Source organism: Mesorhizobium norvegicum (assembly GCF_004919685.1).
In the GTDB taxonomy this organism is placed as follows: domain Bacteria; phylum Pseudomonadota; class Alphaproteobacteria; order Rhizobiales; family Rhizobiaceae; genus Mesorhizobium; species Mesorhizobium norvegicum.
The window spans coordinates 1-22,647 of record NZ_SMYZ01000040.1 but is presented as its reverse complement, the minus strand read 5'-3'; the positions used below and the strand labels follow the sequence as shown (position 1 = coordinate 22,647).

Annotated in this window: 23 protein-coding genes and 1 tRNA gene; 9 read left to right on the top strand and 15 right to left on the bottom strand. The window is 62.3% G+C overall.

The window, feature by feature from the left end; genetic code table 11:
- Positions 1 to 146: 146 nt before the first annotated feature.
- From FCU66_RS16595 to FCU66_RS16570, 6 genes are all read right to left on the bottom strand, one after another.
- Positions 147 to 3,938 carry a vitamin B12-dependent ribonucleotide reductase gene (locus FCU66_RS16595; RefSeq protein ID WP_136617402.1) on the bottom strand — a complete coding sequence of 1,264 codons (3,792 nt, stop codon included), beginning with the start codon at positions 3,936 to 3,938 and terminating at the stop codon, positions 147 to 149.
- Positions 3,939 to 4,644: 706 nt separating this feature from the next.
- Positions 4,645 to 4,956 carry a PilZ domain-containing protein gene (locus FCU66_RS16590; protein WP_136617414.1) on the bottom strand — a complete coding sequence of 104 codons (312 nt, stop codon included), beginning with the start codon at positions 4,954 to 4,956 and terminating at the stop codon, positions 4,645 to 4,647.
- Between the two features lie 130 nt (positions 4,957 to 5,086).
- Positions 5,087 to 5,575, bottom strand: coding sequence for an NUDIX hydrolase (locus FCU66_RS16585; RefSeq protein ID WP_136617403.1), 489 nt, complete (start codon positions 5,573 to 5,575; stop codon positions 5,087 to 5,089).
- Positions 5,576 to 5,785: 210 nt separating this feature from the next.
- Positions 5,786 to 6,286, bottom strand: coding sequence for a xanthine phosphoribosyltransferase (gene gpt / locus FCU66_RS16580; protein WP_057145797.1), 501 nt, complete (start codon positions 6,284 to 6,286; stop codon positions 5,786 to 5,788).
- Between the two features lie 231 nt (positions 6,287 to 6,517).
- On the bottom strand, positions 6,518 to 7,351 hold the full coding sequence (locus FCU66_RS16575; RefSeq protein ID WP_136617404.1) for a universal stress protein: 834 nt from the start codon (positions 7,349 to 7,351) through the stop codon (positions 6,518 to 6,520).
- A gap of 81 nt (positions 7,352 to 7,432) precedes the next feature.
- Positions 7,433 to 8,176, bottom strand: a complete 744-nt coding sequence (locus FCU66_RS16570; protein WP_136617405.1) for a competence/damage-inducible protein A — start codon at positions 8,174 to 8,176, stop codon at positions 7,433 to 7,435.
- Positions 8,177 to 8,405: 229 nt separating this feature from the next.
- Here FCU66_RS16570 and FCU66_RS16565 point away from each other — a divergent pair, with 229 nt between their 5' ends.
- On the top strand, positions 8,406 to 9,404 hold the full coding sequence (locus FCU66_RS16565) for an alpha/beta fold hydrolase (protein WP_136617406.1): 999 nt from the start codon (positions 8,406 to 8,408) through the stop codon (positions 9,402 to 9,404).
- 67 nt (positions 9,405 to 9,471) lie between these two features.
- The gene (locus FCU66_RS16560) at positions 9,472 to 9,759 is read left to right on the top strand and encodes a hypothetical protein (RefSeq protein ID WP_136617407.1); all 288 of its coding nucleotides are present in this window, start codon (positions 9,472 to 9,474) and stop codon (positions 9,757 to 9,759) included.
- Between the two features lie 64 nt (positions 9,760 to 9,823).
- Here the strand turns inward: FCU66_RS16560 and FCU66_RS16555 are convergent, their stop codons facing one another.
- The 4 genes from FCU66_RS16555 to FCU66_RS16540 form a co-directional block, all read right to left on the bottom strand.
- Positions 9,824 to 10,063: a DUF2188 domain-containing protein gene (locus FCU66_RS16555; RefSeq protein WP_136617408.1), complete on the bottom strand. Its 240-nt coding sequence runs from the start codon at positions 10,061 to 10,063 to the stop codon at positions 9,824 to 9,826.
- A gap of 29 nt (positions 10,064 to 10,092) precedes the next feature.
- Complete coding sequence (locus FCU66_RS16550; RefSeq protein WP_013532012.1) at positions 10,093 to 10,371, bottom strand: DUF982 domain-containing protein; 279 nt, start codon at positions 10,369 to 10,371, stop codon at positions 10,093 to 10,095.
- A 153-nt stretch (positions 10,372 to 10,524) separates the two neighbouring features.
- Positions 10,525 to 10,842 carry an SH3 domain-containing protein gene (locus tag FCU66_RS16545; RefSeq protein WP_109671740.1) on the bottom strand — a complete coding sequence of 106 codons (318 nt, stop codon included), beginning with the start codon at positions 10,840 to 10,842 and terminating at the stop codon, positions 10,525 to 10,527.
- 137 nt (positions 10,843 to 10,979) lie between these two features.
- Positions 10,980 to 12,083, bottom strand: a complete 1,104-nt coding sequence (locus FCU66_RS16540) for an NADH:flavin oxidoreductase/NADH oxidase (protein WP_136617409.1) — start codon at positions 12,081 to 12,083, stop codon at positions 10,980 to 10,982.
- A gap of 155 nt (positions 12,084 to 12,238) precedes the next feature.
- On the opposite strand from FCU66_RS16540, the gene FCU66_RS16535 reads away from it, so the two are divergent.
- The 3 genes from FCU66_RS16535 (at position 12,239) to FCU66_RS16525 (ending at position 13,538) form a co-directional block, all read left to right on the top strand.
- On the top strand, positions 12,239 to 12,817 hold the full coding sequence (locus tag FCU66_RS16535) for an NUDIX domain-containing protein (RefSeq protein ID WP_136617410.1): 579 nt from the start codon (positions 12,239 to 12,241) through the stop codon (positions 12,815 to 12,817).
- 240 nt (positions 12,818 to 13,057) lie between these two features.
- Entirely contained in the window at positions 13,058 to 13,315 is a 258-nt protein-coding gene (locus FCU66_RS41940; RefSeq protein ID WP_136617411.1) for a PilZ domain-containing protein, read from the top strand.
- Positions 13,316 to 13,328: 13 nt separating this feature from the next.
- Entirely contained in the window at positions 13,329 to 13,538 is a 210-nt protein-coding gene (locus FCU66_RS16525) for a hypothetical protein (protein WP_136617415.1), read from the top strand.
- Between the two features lie 386 nt (positions 13,539 to 13,924).
- On the opposite strand, the gene FCU66_RS16520 is transcribed toward FCU66_RS16525, so the two are convergent.
- From FCU66_RS16520 to FCU66_RS16510, 3 genes are all read right to left on the bottom strand, one after another.
- Positions 13,925 to 14,010 (bottom strand) — tRNA-Leu (locus tag FCU66_RS16520).
- A 280-nt stretch (positions 14,011 to 14,290) separates the two neighbouring features.
- Positions 14,291 to 14,956, bottom strand: coding sequence for an outer membrane protein (locus tag FCU66_RS16515; RefSeq protein ID WP_136622422.1), 666 nt, complete (start codon positions 14,954 to 14,956; stop codon positions 14,291 to 14,293).
- A 115-nt stretch (positions 14,957 to 15,071) separates the two neighbouring features.
- Entirely contained in the window at positions 15,072 to 15,923 is an 852-nt protein-coding gene (locus tag FCU66_RS16510) for an alpha/beta fold hydrolase (RefSeq protein ID WP_136622421.1), read from the bottom strand.
- A 146-nt stretch (positions 15,924 to 16,069) separates the two neighbouring features.
- Here FCU66_RS16510 and ade point away from each other — a divergent pair, with 146 nt between their 5' ends.
- On the top strand, positions 16,070 to 17,887 hold the full coding sequence (gene ade, locus FCU66_RS16505) for an adenine deaminase (RefSeq protein ID WP_136622420.1): 1,818 nt from the start codon (positions 16,070 to 16,072) through the stop codon (positions 17,885 to 17,887).
- A 161-nt stretch (positions 17,888 to 18,048) separates the two neighbouring features.
- Here the strand turns inward: ade and FCU66_RS16500 are convergent, their stop codons facing one another.
- On the bottom strand, positions 18,049 to 19,212 hold the full coding sequence (locus FCU66_RS16500) for an alpha/beta hydrolase (RefSeq protein ID WP_136622419.1): 1,164 nt from the start codon (positions 19,210 to 19,212) through the stop codon (positions 18,049 to 18,051).
- Between the two features lie 143 nt (positions 19,213 to 19,355).
- Positions 19,356 to 20,429, bottom strand: coding sequence for an alpha/beta hydrolase (locus FCU66_RS16495; protein ID WP_136622418.1), 1,074 nt, complete (start codon positions 20,427 to 20,429; stop codon positions 19,356 to 19,358).
- 146 nt (positions 20,430 to 20,575) lie between these two features.
- Here FCU66_RS16495 and FCU66_RS16490 point away from each other — a divergent pair, with 146 nt between their 5' ends.
- From FCU66_RS16490 to FCU66_RS16480, 3 genes are all read left to right on the top strand, one after another.
- Positions 20,576 to 20,779 (top strand): hypothetical protein, encoded by a 204-nt coding sequence (locus FCU66_RS16490; protein ID WP_136622417.1) that lies wholly within the window; start codon positions 20,576 to 20,578, stop codon positions 20,777 to 20,779.
- A 102-nt stretch (positions 20,780 to 20,881) separates the two neighbouring features.
- Entirely contained in the window at positions 20,882 to 22,138 is a 1,257-nt protein-coding gene (ilvA, locus tag FCU66_RS16485) for a threonine ammonia-lyase IlvA (protein WP_136622416.1), read from the top strand.
- The coding region (locus FCU66_RS16480; protein ID WP_136625422.1) for a DUF1697 domain-containing protein at positions 22,135 to 22,647 on the top strand (513 nt) is incomplete at its 3' end. The genes ilvA and FCU66_RS16480, both read left to right, overlap by 4 nt.

Below are 22,647 nucleotides of genomic sequence, written 5' to 3'. Positions count from 1 at the left end.
ACACCCCTCATCCGACCGAGCTTCGCTCGGCCACCTTCTCCCACAAGGGGAGAAGGGGAAGACGCACCTGATCGCGACCCTCAAAGCATTTCGGCCCGATCTTGCGACCGGGCCGATAATGTCGTGTTTTTTGCGTTTCGAATTTCTTAGCTGCACCCGCTCGTGGCGCCGCACGTGTCGCACTTCTCGCAAGTCCCATTCCGCACCATCGTGAAGTTCTGGCACTCGGAGCAGGAATTGCCGGTGTAGCCCTGCAGCAGCGACCTGGCGCGGCGATCGTTGGCGAGTTTCTTGGCTTCGGCCGCCTCAACGGCCGCGGCGTCGGTGAACAGCGCTGCCGTGGCATCGGACGTCGCGGAAGCAGCACCCGCCGCTTCCTCGAAGGCGATGTCCTCGGCCAGATCCTTCGCCCGCTCCTCATAGTCGCGCTTGTAGGCGACCGCTTCGTCGCTGGCCGGTTTCAACGCCAGCACGTTGGAGCCGGAGAAGGCGGTCGGCACTGAGCGGCCAGGGGCGCCCGAGGGTGCTGCAAAGCCTTTCGGATCATTGCCGCTCACCCGCGACACCAGCTTCACCGGCGAGGCGCCACGGGTCAGGCCCTTGGAGACCGCATCCGTCTTGCCTTCGCTGATGCCACGGCCAAGTGCGGTGTTGGAAAAGTCCGACTGGTCGACATGGGCGAGGTCGTTGCGGCCGAGATAGGAAATCGCCAGCTCGCGGAACACGTAGTCGAGGATCGACGTCGCGCTCTTGATGGCGTCATTGCCCTGCACCATGCCGGCCGGCTCGAACTTGGTGAAGGTGAAGGCGTGCACATATTCGTCGAGCGGCACGCCATATTGCAGGCCAAGCGAGATGGCGATGGCGAAGTTGTTGAGAAGGCCACGCAGCGTCGCGCCTTCCTTGTTCATGTCGATGAAGATCTCGCCGAGACGGCCATCGTCATATTCGCCGGTGCGCAGGAAGATGGTGTTGCCACCGATCTTGGCCTTCTGCGTGTAGCCCTTGCGGCGGCCGGGCAGCTTTTCCTGCTCGCGCGACACGCGCTCGATGATGCGCTCAACGATCCGCTCGGTGATCTGTGCCGCACGTGCTGCCGCAGGCGCCGCGATCAGCTGCTCGAGGGCGTCGTCCTCGTCGTCCTCGCCATCGGCGAGCAGCGAGGAATTGAGCGGCTGCGACAGCTTCGAGCCGTCGCGGTAGAGCGCGTTGGCCTTCAGCGCCAGCTTCCACGACAGCATGTAGGCGCCCTTGGCATCTTCCACCGTCGCATCGTTGGGCATGTTGATGGTCTTCGAAATGGCGCCGGAGATGAAGGGCTGCGCCGCCGCCATCATCTGGATGTGGCTGTTGATCGACAGCGAACGCTTGCCGATCTTGCCGCACGGGCTGGCGCAGTCGAACACGGCCAGGTGTTCGGCCTTGAGGAAGGGCGCGCCTTCCAGCGTCATCGCACCGCAGACATGGATGTTGGCGGCCTCGATGTCCTTCCTGGAGAAGCCGAGCGCCGGCAGGATCTCGAACGAGAAATCGTTGAGCTGCTCGTCGGTGAAGCCGAACGTCTCCTTCACCCAGTCGGCGCCGAGCGTCCACTGGTTGAAGACGAACTTGATGTCGAAGGCCGACTTCAAGGCTGCGTTGAGCGCCTCGATCTTGTCGTCGGTAAAACCCTTCGCCTTGAGCGAGCCGGGATTGATCGCAGGCGCCTGGTTGAGATTGCCGTGGCCGACCGCATAGGCCTCCATCTCGCCGATCTGGGCTTCGGAGTAGCCGAGCGTGCGCAGCGCTTCCGGCACGGCGCGGTTGATGATCTTGAAATAGCCGCCGCCGGCCAGCTTCTTGAACTTCACCAGCGCGAAGTCGGGCTCGATGCCGGTGGTGTCGCAATCCATGACCAGGCCGATCGTGCCGGTCGGCGCGATCACGGTTGCCTGCGCATTGCGGTAGCCGTGCTCCTCGCCGAGCTCGATGGCGCGGTCCCAGGCAGCCTTGGCGTGGGTGGCAAGGTCCTGCTGCTTCAGGTCGGAAGCGACCAGCGGCACCGGGTTGACGGCGAGCTTCTCATAGCCCTGCTTCTCGCCATAGGCGGCACGGCGATGGTTGCGCATGACGCGCAGCATGTTCTGTGCGTTACGGTCGTAGTCGGCGAAGGCGCCGAGCTCTGAAGCCATCTCGGCCGAAGTCGCGTAGGCGACACCGGTCATAACAGCGGTGAGGGCGGCGCAGATCGCGCGGCCTTCGTCGGAGTCATAGGGAATGCCAGACGTCATCAGCAGGCCGCCAATATTGGCATAGCCGAGGCCGAGCGTGCGGTATTCGTAGGACTGCTTGGCGATCTCCTTCGACGGGAACTGCGCCATCATGACCGAGATTTCGAGAACGATGGTCCACAGCCGCACTGTGTGCTCGTAGGCAGCGATGTCGATGCTGCCGTCGGCGTTGCGGTAGGGCAGCAGATTGATCGAGGCGAGGTTGCAGGCCGTGTCGTCGAGGAACATGTATTCCGAGCACGGGTTGGACGCCCGGATCGCACCAGCGGAAGCGCAGGTGTGCCAGTCGTTCATCGTCGTGTTGAAGTGCAGGCCCGGATCGGCCGAAGCCCAGGCGGCGTAACCGATCTTTTCCCAGAGGTCGCGAGCCTTCAGCGTCTTCAGCACCTTGCCGTCCTTGCGGGCGGTCAGGTGCCAGTCGGCATCGTCCTCGACTGCGCGCAGGAAATTGTCCTTCAGCGACACCGAATTGTTGGAGTTCTGGCCCGAAACCGTGAGATAGGCATCCGAATCCCAGTCGGTGTCGTAGGTCTTGAACGACATCGACGAATAGCCCTGCTTGGCGAACTGGATGACGCGGTAGATGTAGTTCTCCGGCACGGCGGACTTCTTGGCCGCCTTGATCTCGCGCTTCAGCGCGGTGTTGATGGCCGGGTCGAAGCAGTCGTCGCCATTGCCTTCGCAGTTGACGCAGGCCTTCATGATCGCTTCGAGATGCTTCTTGACGATCTTCGAACCGGTCACCAGCGAGGCGACCTTCTGCTCTTCATTGACCTTCCAGTCGATGAATTCCTCGATATCGGGGTGGTCGGCGTCGACAATGACCATTTTGGCGGCGCGGCGCGTCGTGCCGCCCGACTTGATGGCGCCCGCCGCGCGGTCGCCGATCTTGAGGAAGCTCATCAGGCCGGACGAGCGGCCGCCGCCCGACAGCTTTTCGCCTTCGCCGCGCAGCAGCGAGAAGTTGGAGCCGGTGCCGGAGCCGTATTTGAACAGGCGCGCTTCACGCACCCACAGGTCCATGATGCCGCCCTCGTTGACGAGGTCGTCCTGCACGCCCTGGATGAAGCAGGCATGCGGCTGCGGATGCTCGTAGGAGGACTTCGACTTGGTCAGCTTGCCGGTGAAGGGGTCGACATAGAAGTGGCCCTGGCTCGGACCATCGATGCCATAAGCCCAATGCAGGCCGGTGTTGAACCATTGCGGCGAGTTCGGCGCCACGCGCTGGGTGGCCAGCATATAGGCAAGCTCGTCGCGGAAGGCGCGCGCGTCTTCCTCAGACGCCTTGAAGTAGCCGCCCTTCCAGCCCCAATAGGTCCAGGTGCCGGCCAGCCGGTCGAAGACCTGGCGGGCGTCGATCTCGGAGCCGTAGCGCTCGGCTTCCGGCAGCTTGGCCAGTTCGGCCTCGTCGGCGACGGAGCGCCACAGGAAGGAGGGGACGTCGTTCTCTTCGATCTTCTTCAGGCGCGCGGGGACACCGGCCTTGCGGAAATACTTCTGCGCCAGGATGTCGGCGGCAACCTGGGAGAACTGCGCCGGCACGTCGATATTGTCCAAGCGGAACACCACCGAACCATCCGGATTCTTGATCTCCGAAAGCGCCTTGCGGAATTCGATCTCCGCATAGGCAGATTGTCCTGGCTTGGTGAAACGACGCTCGATGCGCATTGGTCCGGTCCCTTTTGTCTATATATAGCGCTTTTCCCCAGGGATTTCTGCCCCCAATGCGAAACGCGCATGTCCGCCGTCTGCCGGCGTTCGAAAACGGCCGGCTCTCCATTTTGCAGTCTCCGCCGGCCCTGCTGGTCAAACTCCTTGCGAAGTGCCTGTCCAACGCGCCGACGAACCCCGCGGGTCCCTCAAAACTGATTTTTTCCGATTCCCTCGTTCGAGGGAAATTCACACTATCTAGCGTCGAACCTACCTGCAAACACTAAATATAGTATTAACAGACAATTTATTCCAGTCCGACAATTGTCCCTATCGTCCCCAACCGCCCCACAATCCCAACGCTTCCGCCGGCCTCGTAAACAGGCGGAAATGCGAGCAAAAACGCACATAATCCGGGAAAAAGACCGGGCTCAGAACTTTCCGGTCGCACTCTCAACAGGAGCGCATGGCCTATAAAAGGCGACTCGTTTTGCGCCGTCAAGGATTCGTTTGCGTAGCTTTTGTGACCCCAACATCTTGTGTGTCACATATGTGGATAACGGGGATAGAAAGCGGTGCGGCGATCACTATTTGCCGCCGGCAGGCAACGCGTATGCGGCAACGGTCCTGGCAGCTTGAAGGGACTGGAGGGCCGTGGGGCTTCCTGGGCTTCGATTTTCGAAGCGGGAGATGGTCTCACGCCATCTTCGAGGTCCCGGCAGGATCAGCCGTAATGCAGCCGGGGTTTTGGCTCGGTGCTGGTGAACTGCACCCCAATACGGTCATTGCGCCGCCAGCGGACCTCGCACCGATAGGCAATGCCGTCGAGCGGCACATAGAGAAGGAAGCGATCGGGAACCCGGGCTTCGAGCGGTATCTTCAGTTCGGCGCCGCCTTCGTGCTGATTGCGCAGCGTGCAACCGACTTCCGAATTCGAAATCCCGGTGATGATCGAACCGCCCTTGAGCACACGCGGACGATGCTCGCGCCGGGGCTCGTCGGACTCGTTCGGAATCGGATTTGCAGGGTTCGCCATCGATGAAAATACCAGAACTGCCGAATCGTATCTCCGATTCCTTAGCAAAGCATTCACGCCGATGCGCGGCAATGTGTGTCCTGCTTTTGCAAACCAGGCCCGTTTGCAAAGAGCGCGGTGTGGCGGCCCGTCAGGGGAAGCTGTGCGGGTCGGCGCAGAAATAGGCGATGATCTGGCAAAGATCGGGTTCGTTGATCATGCGCACCGCTTCGCCTGAACTGACCCATTTGCGGGTGCGGGAGTGTTTTTCCTTCCAGCGGTCGGCGATCTTGTCGACGTGCAGCGGGAACACCAGGACCTCGCACGGCACTTCTTCGCCGGAATCCAGTACCTTGGCGTAGAAGTAACGGCCGGCTTCGAGATGGGAGACAGTGCCGCGCAGCCCGGCTTCCTCGCCGGCCTCGCGCGCCGCGGCCTCGCAGAGTGGCTCCCTGGCCTCGGGCCAACCCTTGGGCAACACCCAGCGGCCGGTATCGCGGCTGGTGATCAGCATGACCTCGACACCGTTCCCGGTATCGCGCCAGGGCAAGGCGGCAACCTGCAGGCGGCACGGCGCCGTGCCAAAGAGCCGTCGGACCCTTTCGACCAGATGATTGTGCGTCGTTGGCCTCGTCAACATCGGAGAAGCTAGCCCCAGCCTCCAGAATCGTTTGCCGTCTCACGAATCTTACGGCGAATTATGAGCAATAAAAGTAAAAACTTTGATCAGGTTGCTGATTTGCGCCAACAAAGGTCGATTTCACAGGATATCCTGCCCCGCGGATACATCCGCGAAAGCAAATATCGTCGTCAGTGCCGGCTTATCTGGAAAAAAGCGGTTCGTTGCGAATCAGCCGGCGTGGTCGTCGGCGATCGGCTTCTGGTAGGTGAAGCCCATGTCCCACGGGAAATAGATCCAGGTGTCCTGGCTGACTTCGGTGACGAAAGTATCGACCAGCGGCCGGCCTTTCGGCTTGGCGTAGACGGTGGCGAAATGCGCCTTGGGCATCATAGCGCGCACGATGCCCGCCGTCTTGCCGGTGTCGGTGAGGTCGTCGATGATCAGCACGCCGGCGCCGTCTTCGGCCAGCAGGGCAGGGGTGATCTCCTTGAGGACCTGCAACTGCCCCTGGCTGGTATAGTCGTGATAGGAGGCGACGCAGACGGTTTCGATGACGCGGATGCCGAGTTCGCGCGAGATGATCGCCGCCGGGACCAGCCCGCCTCGCGTGATGCAGACGATCGCTTTCCACTGCCCCTTGTTGGCGCCGGCCAGCCGCCAGGCGAGCGCGCGGGCGTCACGATGGAACTGGTCCCAGGAGACCGGAAAGGCTTTTTCGGGAAGGGACATGTCGCGCACTCCACAGCACGCGGGGATCGCGTGAGGACATTTGAAGGATGCGCGCGGAATTAGCCGGAAAGCCTAGGCATTGGCAAGAGCAGGGCCTTGGCAAGGGCAGCCTCGAGCGATCGCTGTGGACGCAAGGCGCGTCGCGTCGAAACGGATTCAGACGACGCGCCTTGCGCCGCGGTTCGCCGCATGTCGTTGTCTCGACCGGGCCACTGTTGAACGACATGCATCCTAACGCGACAGGAAGGCTGCCACCGGCGACGTGCGCAGTACCGTGCGCGTCACGCCGCCGAACAGAAGCTGGCGCAGCCATGAGTGGCTGTAGGCGCCGAGCACCAGCAGATCGGCGCCGGTCTCCGCGATCCTGGTCTGGATGATGTCATCGATCGAATTGCCACCCGAATGCTGCACCGAGACGCTGACGGTGGCGCCGTGGCGCGATAGCGCGGACGCGATTTCGGCGCCGGCGGCTTCCGGGCTGTCGTCGAGCGTTTCAGGGGGGTCGATGATCAATATGTCGGTCTTCTCGGCTTCGATGATGAAGGGCAGTGCGTCGAAAGCGGCGCGCGCCGCTTCCTTGCTGCCGTTCCAGGCGAGCAGCACGTGTTTGAAGGTGGTGATCAGCGGACCCGCATGCGGCACCACCAGCACCGGTCGGCCGGCGTCATAGACCAGCGTGTCGACATCCGCGCTCGGGTCACCGCCCGTTTCGCGCTGCGCCGCTATGATGAGGTCGGCGGCCCGCACGCTCGAAATCCCGGTCAGCGCACTGTCGCCCGAAAAACTCTCCAGGCTTCGCCACTCGAAGGAAAGACCGGAATTCTCGATATGCCTGAGAAACACGGCCTGCAGCTTCTCGGCCCGCTCCCGGTTCATGTCGGCCGAAACCTGCAGGAACTCGGTGTCGGGAAAGCCTGTGGCAGAGGTGTAGGGCACAGGAAGCGTTTCGGCGTGGATGCCGATCAGATGGCTCTGGAACCGGGTGGCGAGCGGAATGGCACAGTCGAGCACCCGCTCCGCGTCCTGCTCGTTCTGCAGAATAGCGACGATGGTTTTGAATCGCATGATGATCCCTCAATCTACGAGCTACCGAACTCGTGCCGAGGAAACGTTGCAGCGCCGTGCTTGGTTCCGGTCCGGACCGGATCAACCGGGATTGTTGGCGAACCCGGCGACCATCGCCTCGACATCGGCGCGGGCGGCGTCAAGCGCCTCCTGGCTGCGGGCGCGCACGACCAGTTCGGTCCAGAACTTGCCGTCGCCATATTTCGGGTAGGAGCCGATGATCGTGTCCGGATGCGCTTTCTGGATGTCGCCCAGTGGCCCGCCGATGAGGCCTTCGCCGAACGGGCAGGGCACGGTTGTCGACAGCATTTTCGTGCCGGCCTTCAGCGTCGGCACGACATTGTCGAGCATGGCCTGGAAAATCGACGGCACACCGGCCATGACATGGACGTTGCCGATGCGGAAGCCGGGCGCAACCGACACCGGATTGTCGATGAGATCGGCGCCGCGCGGCATCCGCGCCATGCGCTTGCGGGCCTCGGTGTATTCGATGCCGCGCGCGGCATAGCTTGCTTCCAGCATCGCATAGGCCTTGGCATCGTATTCGCAAGGCACGCCAAAAGCCTTGGAAATGGAATCGGCCGTGATGTCGTCATGCGTCGGGCCAATGCCGCCGGTGGTGAACACATAGGTGTAGCGGACGCGCACGGCGTTCACCGCGGCAACGATCTCGTCTTCCTCGTCCGGGACGACGCGCACTTCCTTCAGGTCGATGCCGATCGCCGTCATGATGTCGGCGAGATGGCCGATGTTCTTGTCCTTTGTGCGACCGGACAGAATCTCATCGCCGATGACGAGCATGGCGGCGGTCACGATTTCAGGCATGGGAAGCTCCGGCAAGACGGGTCGCCTGAGATAGCGCGGCGCGGCAGCGGCCGCAATGCCGGCCGAGCGGTGAAATAGTCCGTGCCATATGCCGAGATATCCATGGAATGCCCGACAGGCTGCCGCGTGAGAAATCGACTATCGACTGGCGGTCCTCGGGCCACCCGATGCAAGGTTGCAGCGGCACCGGATGCGGCTAAGCTCAACCAGGCTCTGGTCCGGGTGAACAATGCTCCTGTCGATTCTGTCCTGGCTGCTGGTCGTTCTGGTGTTTCTGTCAGTCCTGGGGATCGCCAGTCTGGTGCTGGCGACGCTGTGGATTGCGGCCAAGGCCGAAAGGCTGGTGCCGCCGGTCGGAAAATTCATCGAGATCGACGGCAACCGCATCCACTATGTCGATCAGGGTGAGGGGCGGCCGATCGTCTTCGTGCATGGGCTTGGCGCCCAGCTCCACCATTTCCGCCACACTCTGTTCGGCCGGTTCGGTCCGGGCTACCGGCTGATCGCGCTCGACCGGCCAGGTGCGGGCTATTCGGTGCGCGCCGGCGGCGCCACCGGTCGCCTGCCCGAACAGGCCGGGATCGTGCGACGCTTCATCGAAACCCTGGAGCTGGAAAGGCCGCTGGTGGTCGGTCATTCCCTCGGCGGCGCCATCGCGCTGACCCTTGCCGTAGAGCACCCCGAGGTGATTTCCGGCATCGCCTTGTTGTCGCCATTGACCCACATGGAAGCCGGTGCGCGCGAAAAATTGGGCTCGCTCTATATCCCGTCACGCCTGTGGCGCCGGATCATGAGCTATACCCTGGCGATACCGACGAGCCTCAGATATGCGCGGCCGACAATGGAATTCATCTTCGCACCGCAGGCCTTTCCTGCCGACTACATGGTCGACGGAGGTGGATGGCTGGGGCTGAGGCCAGCTCATTTCTACGCCACGTCCTCCGATGTCGTGGCAGTCGAACAAGATCTCGGCCGCATCGAGCAGCGTTATGGCGAGATCGCCATGCCGTGCGGCATTCTTTTCGGAACGGCCGACCGCGTTATCGATATCCGTACCCACGGCGAGCCCATGCAGAACAAGATCGAAAGGCTTGAGTTCGAATCTGTCGATAGCCTCGGACACATGCCGCAATTCAACGAGCCGGAACGGGTCATTGCGTTCATCAAACGCATTGCGGCCCGTGCTTTCCGATCCGACATCAACCCGGTTTCACAACAATTTCAATGAACCATTCGGCTCATTGGCGGGTTTTACCCGTGTCGCACCCAAGGCGGCCAAGACATGGAGTAATTCAATGTACAGGAAACTTCTCGCAGCATCCGTTCTGACGATCGGTCTCGCCACATCGGCGATGGCACAGTCGTCGGACAACAATCATCAAGACTGGCTCCACCACAACTGGCTTTTCGGCAATGAGGATTCATCGTCTGTGGATACTACCACAACCGGTAGCATCAATGGCGGCAGCTCCAGGCTGAACACCCTCGGCAGCACCGGTGCTGTCGGACCCTGCGCCTCCAACACCGCCGGTCCTGATGCGAATGCTCAGGGGAACGTCAACGACCAGTACTGCGGCAAATAGTCAGCCGCAGGCTTCTGCTGCCGCGAGACGCCCTTCTCTCCGCGGTCGGCTCCCTGACGAAGGGTCAGTCGGAAATCTCTGTCTGCGGCCGGTCCCGGCCGTCGGCCAGTTCCTCATGCCATTTGCCGTCGGCGTCCTCATACTGGATGCCGTCCGTGGCTCCGGCGACCTGCTGCTCGGCCGAGGCGATTTCGGCGGCGCGCAAGGCGTCCTGATGGGTGGGAAACGTCTCCGAGAAGGTCGCTCCGACCTTGTAGGCCCAGCCGCCGTCATGCTCGACGATCTTGTAAGTCAGCTTCGCCATGAAAACCTCCAGTTGAAAGGTCCGTCTGCTCAATGCAGCCGGTCGTCGGGCAGTCTGTCGTCGGGCACCAGCACTTCCGATTCCTTGGCGGCTTCAATCAGTGCCCGGCGCGCATCTGCAGTCGAACGATAACCTTCCAGTACTTTGAGGCAAGTGTCGAGGGCATCACGATGGCGCGGGCCGCGATTGAGCGGCCACACGGTCATCAGGCACTCCGCCGCCTCTTGGGCGCTGCGGATGTGGCGATATTTGCCGACGTGGCCAAGTTCGACGACGACCGGCACTTCAAAAGGTTTGTTGTCCATCATGGCCGCAACGCAAAGCAGCCAATTTGGTTGCAACCATGGCCTTCAGCCTGCGCCCAAAAGTCGCGTCGCGTTTGCGACGCGCCTTAGGTCTTTGTTTGATGCATGTCGTTATCCCAAAACCGGATCCACTTTTGGGTGACATGCACTGATGTCTCAGTAGCCGCAATCGTTGCGCAGCCAGCGTGCGTTTGCCCAGCCGGTCCGGCCGCCGATTTCGACCTGATACCAGTTGCCGCGCCGGTCGAAGATCTCGGTATGATCGCCATTGAATAGCTGGCCGATCATCCGCGACGACGAGTTCGGCCGTGTCCGCACGGCAAGAAAGCCGCTGCCGGTCGCCAGATTGTAGCGGCCGGACAGGCCGTGCACCGTGCCCTCGCAATATTGTGCGCCGGCCGGCGTCGATGTGCCGATCCAAAGTCCGGCCACAACGGTCAGCGCTGCAACCGGCAAGAATGCCCTGAACGACATGGTTTCCTCCCAAGCCCGGCCGCGCCCGCCGCAGCCTCACCCAACGTAACAGGTTGCGAGTAGAATTGAAGCGAAGCCGTGGCAAACTGTCCAGGGCTAAGAGGCAGCACTGCGCCGGTATCCGGAGAACGCGCCGATCAGCCCGCCGCCTTCATCCAGTGCTGCATCGTGGTCACCGAACGGGCAAGCTGTGGCGCCGGCTGGATTGTTTCGCTGAACGTCGCTGCAGCACGCCACCCCCAGCGCGGATCTGCCAGGAAGGCGCGCGCCAGCGCCACCATGTCGGCGCGGCCCTCAGTGAGGATCGCTTCGGCCTGCTTGGGGTCGTCGATCAGGCCGACCGCGCGGGTCGGAATGCCGGCACCCTTGCGCACGGCTTCCGCCAGATGCACCTGGTAACCGGGACCAGTGGGCAATTTCTGCAGCGGTGAATTGCCGCCGCTCGAGCAGCAGAGATAGGCGACACCCAAATCCTTCAGTGCTTTCGCCACTTCGATCGCGTCCTCGACGTCGAAGCCGCCATCGACCCAATCCTTCACCGACAGCCGCGCGCCGAGCATCAGCCTTGGCGTTGCCTTCCGCACCGCCTTGGCGATCTCGACGACCAAACGCATGCGGTTTTCCAGCGAGCCGCCCCAGCGGTCCGTGCGCTGGTTGGACAAGGGCGACAGGAACTGGAAGATCAGATAGCCGTGCGCTGCATGCAGTTCGAGGAAGTCGAAGCCGGCGCGTTCGGCACGCCTTGCCGCCTCGGCGAAGCGTTCGATGAGCTGCAGGATCTCCTCGTCCTCCAGCGCGTGCGGCACGTTCCAGCCGGTGTCGTAGGCGATGGCCGAGGCCGACACGGTCTGCCAGGGATCCTCGTTTGGCTGCAGCGGCCCGCCGCCCTCCCACGGCTTGCGGTTCGAGGCCTTGCGTCCGGCATGGGCAAGCTGGGAGCCGAACTTGGTGCCGGGTGCGGCGACGCGTCTTGCCGCATCCAGCGTCCGGCGGGCGGCGGCTTCATTGTCTTCGGAATAGAGGCCGAGGCAGCCATGCGTGATGCGCCCGCGCCGCTCGACATCGGTCATCTCGACCGTGACCATGCCGGCGCCGGACATGGCGAGGTTCATCCAGTGATAGAGGTGCCAGTCGCTGGCCGAGCCGTCTTCGGCCGAATATTGGCACATCGGCGCGACCGCTATGCGGTTGGGGAAGGCGAGGCCGTCGAGGGTGATCGGCTGGAAAAGCGATGCTGTCATGAAAGAGGCTCCGGGGAGGGTTAGCAGCTATTTAGGCAACCGATTGAGCCTTCGCCAGACACGAGGCGGTGAAACGGCTTCTGGACCAATCACTGACGGCATTGCCGAAACGCCGGTTCGCGGCTACGCCTCGGCCGGGTAGCATGGAGACCATGATGGAAGATCGCATTCGCATCCGTTCGGAAGAGATCCTCTCCGACGACTGGGCCGTCCTGAAGAAGACCGTCCTCGACTACCGCCGGCGTGACGGCGAGTGGGAGACGCAGGTGCGCCAGACCTATGATCGCGGCGACGGCGCAGTGATCCTGCCTTACGATCCCTCGCGTTCGACCGTGCTTCTGGTGCGCCAGTTCCGCTATCCCGCCTACGTCACCGGCCACCGCGAGCCGCTGATCGAGGCCTGCGCCGGGCTGCTCGACGAAAACGATCCGGAAACCTGCATCCGCAAGGAGGCGGAGGAAGAGCTCGGCTACCGGCTGCAGAATGTGGAGCGGCTGTTTTCGCCCTATATGAGCCCGGGCAGCGTCACCGAACGGCTCTGGTTCTTCATCGCCCGCTATTCGCCCGCCGACCGCATCTCGGCCGGCGGCGGCGCGCCGGAAGAGGGCGAGGACATCGAGGTGCTGGAAATGCCGCTCGACGAGGCGCTGGCCGGCATCGCCGACGGCCGCATCATCGATGCCAAGACCATCATCCTGATCCAGCACCTAAAGCTCTATCCGATCGCCGTTTGACCCTCGGCGGCTATCCGGCGCCTTGCCGGCATCGGAGCGCTAGGGACACGGGCGTCATCAAAGCAGGCCATGGACGGCCGCGAGGGCGCTTCTCGAGGACAGAACAGACGAGGCGGGCTGCCGGCTTTGCGTTTTGGGAACCATTTTAGTGCTAGCTAATTGAATCGTGGTTTTGCGAGTCAGGCATGCGTTTGAAGTTCATCAACCGTTCATTGCTGGATTTACGGGAAGAAGAGCACCATGACCCCCATTGATCCGCCGATGGAGCGACGCTCTCACGCTCGTGGGATTGTCCTGAAGGATGCGACGATCATCACGGACGATGCGAAGATCAGTTGCTCCGTTAGAAATCAACACGCTCATGGTGCGGAATTGCGGGTGGACCCCGGCGTCACAATTCCCGACCGTTTCGTCCTGCAAGTGCCTGAAGATGACGCCAGCTATCGAGCTGTGGTGAGGTGGCGAAGGCGTGAGCGCCTTGGCATTCAAATATACTGAGTTGGGAGGTCGCGTGCCTATTCGGAGAAAAGCAACGGAAGCCGGGATTTTTGATCCATCCGAACTGGCCTTGTTGGGGCGCGTTTTTGAGCAACTTAAGCTCAACAACCAATCGACTGAAGCGCGTAGCGCGCTCGCGTCTCGAATCATCGCAAACTACATGGCCGGCGTGACCGACGAGCTGGAGCTGGTTTCGCTTTCCAGGCAGCCCTTGGGCCGCTAGAGCAGTTCACCGTTTCACGGAAACGGCGAACCGCTCTATCTCTTTGTTTTGACGCAATTCCCAAGGGGAAGCGCCATGCGCTTTTCCCGGGAAAACCGTTTCAGACTTTTCCTGGAATTGCTCTGAGGCCGGCAGGACTTCAGTCTTAATTGAGCTATGGCTAATATACATATACGCTGGTCAGTGCGGGGCAAGATCCCAAACCAAGCCGACCCGCAACGGCCCGGCACGACCCCAACGTCCCCCCGACTGCGAGCGTGCCGGGCCGTTTGTTACGAGGCGCGCAGCCGTCCGGCGCGTGTCCCTCGGTTTCGGCCCGTTTGCCGATGATTTTTGATTTTTGAGCAATGCGGCTTCAAAGCCGATAGGCCCGCAAATCACAGCAGTGGTGCGGACGACGGGAATCGAACCCGTACGATCAGAGATCGAGGGATTTTAAGTCCCTTGCGTCTACCAATTCCGCCACGTCCGCAGGCCAGTCCTTTTCAGACGCCAGACACAGGCCGTCAAGTCGTGTTCTTGGGGCCTTGGCCGAACGTGCAAACAGACCGGGCGGCTTGGTGATACTGGCGCGATCACGGAATTATCGGCGCCGCGGGTACTGGTAGGATGCTTGTGTGGTGGATTTGATCCGCCAAGGCCGGCGCCTCTCAGGCCCAACCCATTCCCCCCGCCCACTGGGAGCGTCGGCCGCCCCAATTCCCACCCGAAGTCCGTCCCGGCCTCCAGCGTCACAACAACGGGCTGCTGGTTCAGAATTTGTAGCTCAAATTGATGCCGACCGTGTTCAGCTTCACGTTCTGATCCCGGTCCACAAAGGCATCCGGCACGTCATAGTGCTCGGAGCCGAAATCATAGTAGCGATACTGCGCGCCGACGACGAACTTGTCGGTCAGCGCGTAATCGACGCCCGCCCCGACGGTCCAGCCGACGCTCGTGCGTGAGCCGTCGAACGCCGTCCCGGCGGCTTGCGAGGTTTCGATGCCGGCGAAAGCAATGCCGCCAATGCCGTAGACCAGCACGCGATCCACCGCGTAGCCGGCCTTGGCATTGACCGACCCGAACCACTTGACGTCGGTTCCGAAATTGTTCCCCGGGCCCAGTTCGGCCGTGCCGTTGACCGAGGAATAATTGAGGTCCGCTTCGGCGCCTAGCACCGCCTGGTCGAACTGCCACAGGCCAGCGACATGGCCGCCGACGAAACCGCCGTCAATGTCGGGCGAGATTGAAAACGGCTCGCCTTCTGTCCCTGATATTTCGGATTGGCCCCAGCCATAGCCGGCCTGCAGGCCGGCATAGTAACCTGTCCAGTCGAAGCCGGGCGCGGTCATCGGCACGTCGACCGCCGGGTCGGCTGCGAAAGCCGGCACGGCCAGAGCGGCAAGGAAACCGGCACTTGCGACCATCAGGCGATGCATCGAACTCCCCGAAATGACGATTCAGAAAGATCCTTGCGTCGAGGATAACCACATTCGCCGCAAAACGGAATCCCATTGTTCAACAATCGCAATCCCCCGTTGCCGCGCAGGATCCCTATTTGGCGTCGATGAAGTCCAGCGCCGCCTGGCTATATTCGTCCGGCGCTTGCAGCATGGCGAAATGGCTGGCGTTGGGCAGGATGATCAGCCTCGCGCCCGGGATGACGGAGGCGATGTATTCGGTGTGTTCGCGCTTGATCGCCTCGTCATGGTCGCCGGCGACGATCGCCGTCGGCGTGGTTATCTTGGCGAGCTGGTCCTTGGTCCACGCCGGCTCGCTCTCCCACATATGGCTCATCTGCGCCACGAAGGCGTCATACTGGTCCGGTGTCTTAGACATCTTCTTGTAGTCGCGGCCGGAGCGGTCGATGTAGGCGGCAAAGGTCTTGTTGGTCATCACGCCAGGATCGAGGCCATCGGTGGTTACGTTGGCGGCTTGCGCAAAGAGCCTTGTCAGCCGCTCCGGACGATGCAGCGCGATGTCGATACCGATAATGCCGCCATCGCTCCAGCCGACAAGCGCGGTCTTGTCGATCTTCAGATAGTCGAGCAGCGCCACATAGTCCGACGCCATCAAGTCGTAGCCGTAAGGCTGCTCGGTGCGGGTGGAGCGGCCATGACCACGGCTGTCGGCGACGATCACCTTGTGTGTCTTGGAAAGCGTGGCCACCTGGCTGGCCCAGATGTCGGCGTGTCCGAGGCCGCCATGGATGAGCAGCACCGGGTCGCCCGCGCCGAAAACGGCGTAGTACATCTGGATGCCGTTCACCGGCGCATATCCGCTCTGATCGGGTTTGGGCATGGCCGCCGGCTCCGGCAAGGTCTGCCAACGTTCCTCGGCGGCGGCAAAAGTGCTCGACGCTGCGAACAAGATGACGATGGCGAACGCTTTCCAAAAACGGGTCATGTTTTTCCCTCAAATGGCTCGGTCCGCGGTCAGCATCGCCTTTCAGTCGGAATAGTCAACAAGCTCGGCCTGCCTCCGATGCGGACCGACAGCTCTGGCGGCGCCCGCCTACATTTGCGACACTGGCCGCAACCGAGGAATCGCCGATGACGAAAGCCAAGCCCGCAAGGCCCGCAAAACCCAGACCATGGACCGAGATGGCGACACATCTGGTCGACGTCGCCATGGGGCGGAAGCCCGCTGACCTGGTCGTGCGCAACGGCCGCTGGGTGAATGTTCATTCGGGCGAGATCATCGCCGGCACCGACATCGCCATTGCCGGTGGGCGCTTCGCCTATTGCGGGCCGAACGCTAGCCATGCCATCGGCCAGGGCACCAAGGTGGTCGACGCCGGCGGGCGCTATCTGGTGCCCGGCCTCTGCGACGCGCACATGCATGTCGAAAGCGGCATGGTGACGGTGACCGAATTCTGCCGCGCCGTCATTCCGCATGGCACCACCTCCATGTTCATCGACCCGCACGAGATTGCCAATGTGCTGGGTCTGCCCGGCGTGCGGCTGATGCATGACGAGGCCGTCGCCATGCCCATCAACGTGCATGTGCAGATGCCGTCCTGCGTGCCTTCTGCGCCGGGGCTGGAACATGCCGGCGCCGAGCTGACGGTCGCCGATGTCGCCGAGGCGATGACCTGGGAAAACATCATCGGACTGGGTGAAGTGATGAATTTCCCCGGCGTCGCCGCCAATGATCCTGTCATGTCGGGCGAGATCGCAGCTACCGTGAAAGCGGGGAAAACGGTCGGTGGCCACTATGCCTCGCGCGATCTCGGCCTGCCGTTCCATGGCTATGTCGCCGGCGGCCCCGAGGACGATCATGAGGGCACACGCGCCGAGGATGCCATTGCCCGTGTGCGCCAGGGCATGAAGGCGATGCTGCGGCTGGGCTCGGCCTGGTATGACGTCGCCTCGCAGATCAAGGCGGTGACGGAGAGCGGCATCGATCCGCGCAACTTCATCCTGTGCACCGACGACAGCCATTCCGGCACGCTGGTCCAGGAAGGCCATATGGACCGCGTGGTGCGCCACGCCATCCAACAGGGGTTGAAGCCGGTGACGGCGATCCAGATGGCGACGCTCAACACCGCGCAGCATTTCAAACTGGAGCGCGAGATCGGTTCGATTGCGCCGGGGCGGCTGGCCGACCTGCTGATCGTCTCGGATCTCGCCGCAATGACCATCGACGAGGTCTATGCACGCGGCGTCAGGCTGGCCAAGGGCGGCAAGCTCGAAATCGACATTCCGGCCTATGATTACCCCCGGACGGCGAAGAACACCGTCAAGCTCGGCAAAAAGCTCAAGGCTGGCGACTTCGACATCGTCGCCCCCAAGGGCGCCAACGAGGTGCGGGTGCGCGTCATCGGCGTCATCGAGAATCAGGCGCCGACGCGGGCACTGGAGGCCGATCTGCCGGTCGAGGACGGACTGGTCGCCATGGATCGCCGCAACGACATCTGCCAGATCGCGCTGGTCGAGCGCCACCGGGGCACGGGCGGCGTCACCAATGCCTTCGTCTCCGGCTTCGGCTACATGGGCGACTGCGCCTTGGCGTCCAGCGTTGCGCATGATGCCCACCACATCATCTGCGTCGGCACCAACAAGCAGGACATGGCGCTGGCGGTGAACCGGCTGGGCGAGGTCGGTGGCGGCGTCGTGCTGTTCTCCAAGGGCAAGGAACTGGCGCTGGTCGAAATGCCGATCGCCGGCCTGATGTCGGACGAGCGGGCCGAAATCGTCGCGGCCAAGGCCGAGAAACTCACCGAGGCGATGCGCAAGATGGGCTGTTCGCTGAACAACGCCTACATGCAGCACTCGCTGCTGGCGCTGGTCGTCATTCCTGAACTCAGGATTTCCGATGTCGGCCTGATCGACGTGACGACGTTCCAGAAAGTCGACCTGTTCGTCTAGGATTGTTGATATTCAGGCCATGCCGGCCTGCAAGTAGCGATTTTTTGCGCTTCCGGTGCTCACGTACTTAAGTACGCTCCGCTCCGGTTCTCGAAAACCACCACTTTCGGCTCGGCCTGACCCGAATCTCAACAATCCTAGGGTCAATGTCGTCCGCTTGCTCATCCGCCAGTGGCGATGGTCAACACCTTGAACGGCGTGGTGATCACGATCTCGGCGACCGAGCCGACGGCCTTGCCGAGGCCTTGGCCGAGATTGTTGAGCTGTGTCGGGTCGGGTTCGTCCGAGGCGAGGCCCGCCGGTGCCCGCAGCCGGTCGCCGAGCAGTTGCACCAACATCGGGTTGTCGGCGAATTTGGCGTGGTTGAGACGGTCGCCGCCCTTGGCCTGGGAAAGATCGACCACCGACACGCCATAGCTGGCGAGGTCGGCCGCGTTGCCATAGTCGCCGACGCGCGGCTTGTCACCCGAGATCAGGGAGGAGAGCTTGAGAGCCCGGTCATCCGCCGAGAGCAGGATGGCGAACGGCTTGTCGGGCTTGCCGTAACGGATCATCTGCTTCTTGAAGACGTCGACATCGATATCGGGCGAGGCCAGGATGACATAGCCAAGCTTGCCGCCGAGATCGCGATCGCCGGTGATGGCGAGCTGGCGCAGCGCCTCCATCGTCACCCAGGTTCCCATCGAATGGGCGATGATGTCGATGCTCTTGACCCGTGTCTTGGCGAGCATCCTGAGTGTCGCTTCGAGGTCGTCGCGCGCCGCGTTGGCGCTTTCCTTGTCGTAGATGTAACCCGTGGTCTTGCCGCTCGAAGCCCATGAGAACAGCACCGGCGTACCGGGATACTTGGTGTCGTGGGCGATCTGCGTCAGCCGGTAGATGCCGTCATCGAAGCCATTGTTGAAGCCGTGCACGAAAACCAGCGCACGGTCGCCGCGCATGGCGATGTCGGCGCCGACCGCCTTGGCGAATTGCGGCGCGCCTTCGTAGAAGGTGACGTCCTTGGCGGTGAAGTCTTTGGCCGGATTGCTGTTTGCGGATCCCTTGGCCCGCTCGATGGCGCCGACCTGATGGCTTTTCGGAACGGTAACGTCGACACGGGCAAAGCTTGTGGTCAGCGAGCGATCGCCATCATACACCTGTCGCGGATCCTTGGTTGCCCTCTGGCGTGTCGTGGCGACGAAGATCTCATGCGTGGCCGCGATGTCGGAAGCGGGCACCGCGACCGTTGTCCTGTTGAGCAGGTCATGCGTGTTCTGGCCGGCGCAGCCGGTGACAGCGAGCGCGAACGCAACGACGAGGTAACTCTTCGAACGCACGGTCACACGCCGGCTCCCGCAAAGGGGGACGTCAAACGCATGACGTCATTGGCTATTCCGATAAAGCCAGAGGCCGGTGCGGTCCAGTTCAAAGTGAGTCCATACGTCCGCGATGGTGAACAGGCACGGCGAAAACCGCGGGACCGCATCTATTGCCCGAGCAGGCCGATGCGATCCGTCACGTCACGGTCGCTGGCAAAGCCGTCATCCTCGCGCAACCGCTGGCCGATCATCTTCACCAGCGTCGGATTGTCGGCGAATTTCGTATGGTTGAAGCTGTCGCTTCCCTTGACCTGGGAGAGGTCGACGACCGTCACGCCGTAGGAGGCAAGATCGGCGGCATCCTTGTAGTCGCCGACGCGCGGCCGCGAACCGGCGATCAGGCCGGAGAGCCTGAGCGCCCGATCGTCGTCGGACAACAGCAGGATGAACGGCTTGTCGGGCTTGCCATAGCGCCGCATCTGGCTCTTGAACACGTCGACATCGATGTCGGGCGAGGCCAGCACCACGTCGCCGAGCTTGCCGCCGAGATCGCGGTCGCCGGTGATGGCCATCTGGCGCAGCGTTTCCATGGTGACCCAGGTTCCGAGCGAATGCGCGACGATGTCGATGCGCCGTGCGCCCGACTGCTCCAGCATCCTGAGCGTCACTTCCAGCTGATCGCGGGCAGCACTGGCGCTTTCCTTGTCATAGACATAATCGGTGGTCCTGGCGCCCGATGCCCAGGAAAACAGCACAGGCGTGCCGGGATAGCCGGAATCATGGACGATCTGGGTCAGGCGATAGACGGCGGCGTCGAAGCCGGTGTTGTAGCCATGCACGAAGACCATGACGCGGCCGCCACGCGCCGCGATGTCGGCGTTGAGCGCGCTGGAGAATTTCGGCTGTGTATCGTAGCCGACGACCTCGGAAGCCATGAAATATTTCGCCGGGTCGTCCGACTTGCCGCGCGAGCGCCGCTCGATCTGGCCGGTCTTGTGGAGCCCCGGAACGGTGACGTTGACGCGGGCGTAGTTCAGCGTGGCCGAGCGCTCGCCGTCGAAAACCTTGTTGGGATCGTCGGACTTCTTGCGCGTCGTGGCGATGAAGATGCTGTGATTGCCCGCGATCTCCGTCACCGGAGCGGACACCATGGCGCTACCCAGCAGTTCTTGTGTTTGCTGGTCGGCGCAGCCGGCGACGAACAAGGCTAGGACAACGGTAAAGATCTTCTTCAAAGGCACGCCTGAAATTCCAACTCCGGCCGAAAGGCCTGTCTACCCCCCGCGACACCTCCCGGACAGGGAGAGTGCGGCAGAACTAAGTCGTGTCCAGTCGAAATGTGATCTCCGCCCGGTTACAGCCATCGCACTGTTGCGCGAAAGCCAAAATGGCGGAAGAAACGCCTGCGTGGTGGCGCAATGAGCGGCATCACCGTCAGCTCGCCGATTCCGGCAAGGACATGAATTTCAGGCCGCTCGATGCGGCGGGCATGAACAAACGCCTCCAAGTGTTTGCAAGGGTTTTACGAATGCCCGTTACGGGAGAGCATGAATGGCCGGACAATGGCGTCGCGAGGACGGATATGCAATAGGCTGAGCCGGCTGCGCGAATGCCGGGCGCGCCACAAACAGCCGGTGCGCGGCCGAACATGATAGAGGTCCGCAGACGACATGCGGCGCGAGGTGGTTTTGCGATGAACAGTTTCTCTTCCCGTGTCGCTGCCGCCGCCACCGCGATCCGCCAGATCTTCCCGGAAACGCCGCTGCAGGAAAACGACTATCTGTCGAAAAAGACCGGCGCGCGGGTTCTACTCAAGCGCGAGGACCTGTCGCCGGTGCGCTCCTACAAGATCCGCGGCGCCTTCAACTTCTTCCGCAAGACGCTGGCGGCCGGCAACGAGGCCGAACTGTTCGTGTGTGCTTCCGCCGGCAACCATGCGCAAGGCTTTGCTTTCGTCTGCCGCCATTTCGGCAAGAAGGGTGTGGTGTTCATGCCGGTGACGACGCCGCAGCAGAAGATCGACAAGACCAGGTTGTTCGGCGGTGATTTCGTCGAGATCAGACTGGTCGGCGACTTTTTCGACGACTGCTATCGCGCCGCCTTCGAATTCACCGAAAGCTCCGGCGCCCATATGGTGCCGCCCTTCGACCACAAGGACATCATCGAGGGGCAGGCGACCGTCGCCTATGAGATATCAGACCAGATGCCGGGCGCCCGCATGCCCGATATCATCATGCTGCCGGTGGGCGGTGGCGGGCTTGCCGCCGGCGTCACCCACTATTTCGCCGATCAGGGCCGGGAAGCACGCTTCGTCTTCTGCGAGCCGGCCGGCGCGCCGAGCCTGCGCGAGAGCCTCGCTGCGGGAAAACGGCTCAAACTCGCCAAGGTCGACAATTTCGTCGATGGCGCGGCGGTGGCAGAGATCGGCCGCGAGCCGTTGCGGCATCTCAAGGATTTTCCGGCCGACACGGTGCGGCTGATCCCGGAAAACCGGCTCTGCGCCACCATGATCGAGATGCTCAACGTCGAAGGCGTCGTGCTGGAGCCGGCCGGCGCGCTGGCGATCGATGCGCTCAAGGATTTCTCCAGGAAGGAGATCAGGGGCAAGACCATCGTCGCCGTGGTTTCGGGCGGCAATTTCGATTTCGAGCGACTGCCGGACGTCAAGGAGCGGGCGCTGCGCTTCGAGGGGCTGAAGAAATACTTTATCATCCGCTTTCCGCAGCGGCCGGGCGCGCTGCGCGACTTCCTCGAAATGCTCGGGCCTGACGACGACATCGCCCGTTTCGAATATCTGAAGAAATCGGCGCGCAATTTCGGTTCGGTGCTGATCGGCATCGAAACCAAGGACCGCCGCAATTTCGATCTGCTCAAGGCGAATTTCGAGGCCGAGGGCGTCCAGTATCAGGACATCACCGACAACGAGACATTGGCCGGGTTCATCATATGAGCGGTGCCGGAAAAATCTTTGTCGCGCTGTTTTCCGGCGTCAATGTCGGCGGCAACCGCATCGTCAAGATGGCGGAGTTGCGGTCGTTCTTCGAGGATCTCGGCTTTTCCGATGTCGCCACCTATGTGCAGAGCGGCAATGCCGTGTTCCGGGCTGACAAGGGCGACGCGGCGACGCTGACGAAACAGATCGAAGCAGCCTTCGAGAAGAAATGGGGTTTTTATTCGCGCATCATGGTGCGCGATCTCTCATGGTTCGAGCGGTTGGTGAGCGAAAATCCCTATCCGGAAGTTGCCGCGGACCACACGAAGCTGCACGCTTATGTGCTGGAGCGCGAGCCGACCGCCGACGAGGTGGCGCGGCTGGCCGAAAAGTGCACCGGCCCCGAACGCTTCGAGATCAAGGGCGATGTGCTCTACCTCAGCGCGCCTGACGGGCTGGGCAAATCGGTATTTGCCGGGCTCATCCCGCGCACGCTGAAAGTGCCGGGCACCGCGCGCAACTGGCGC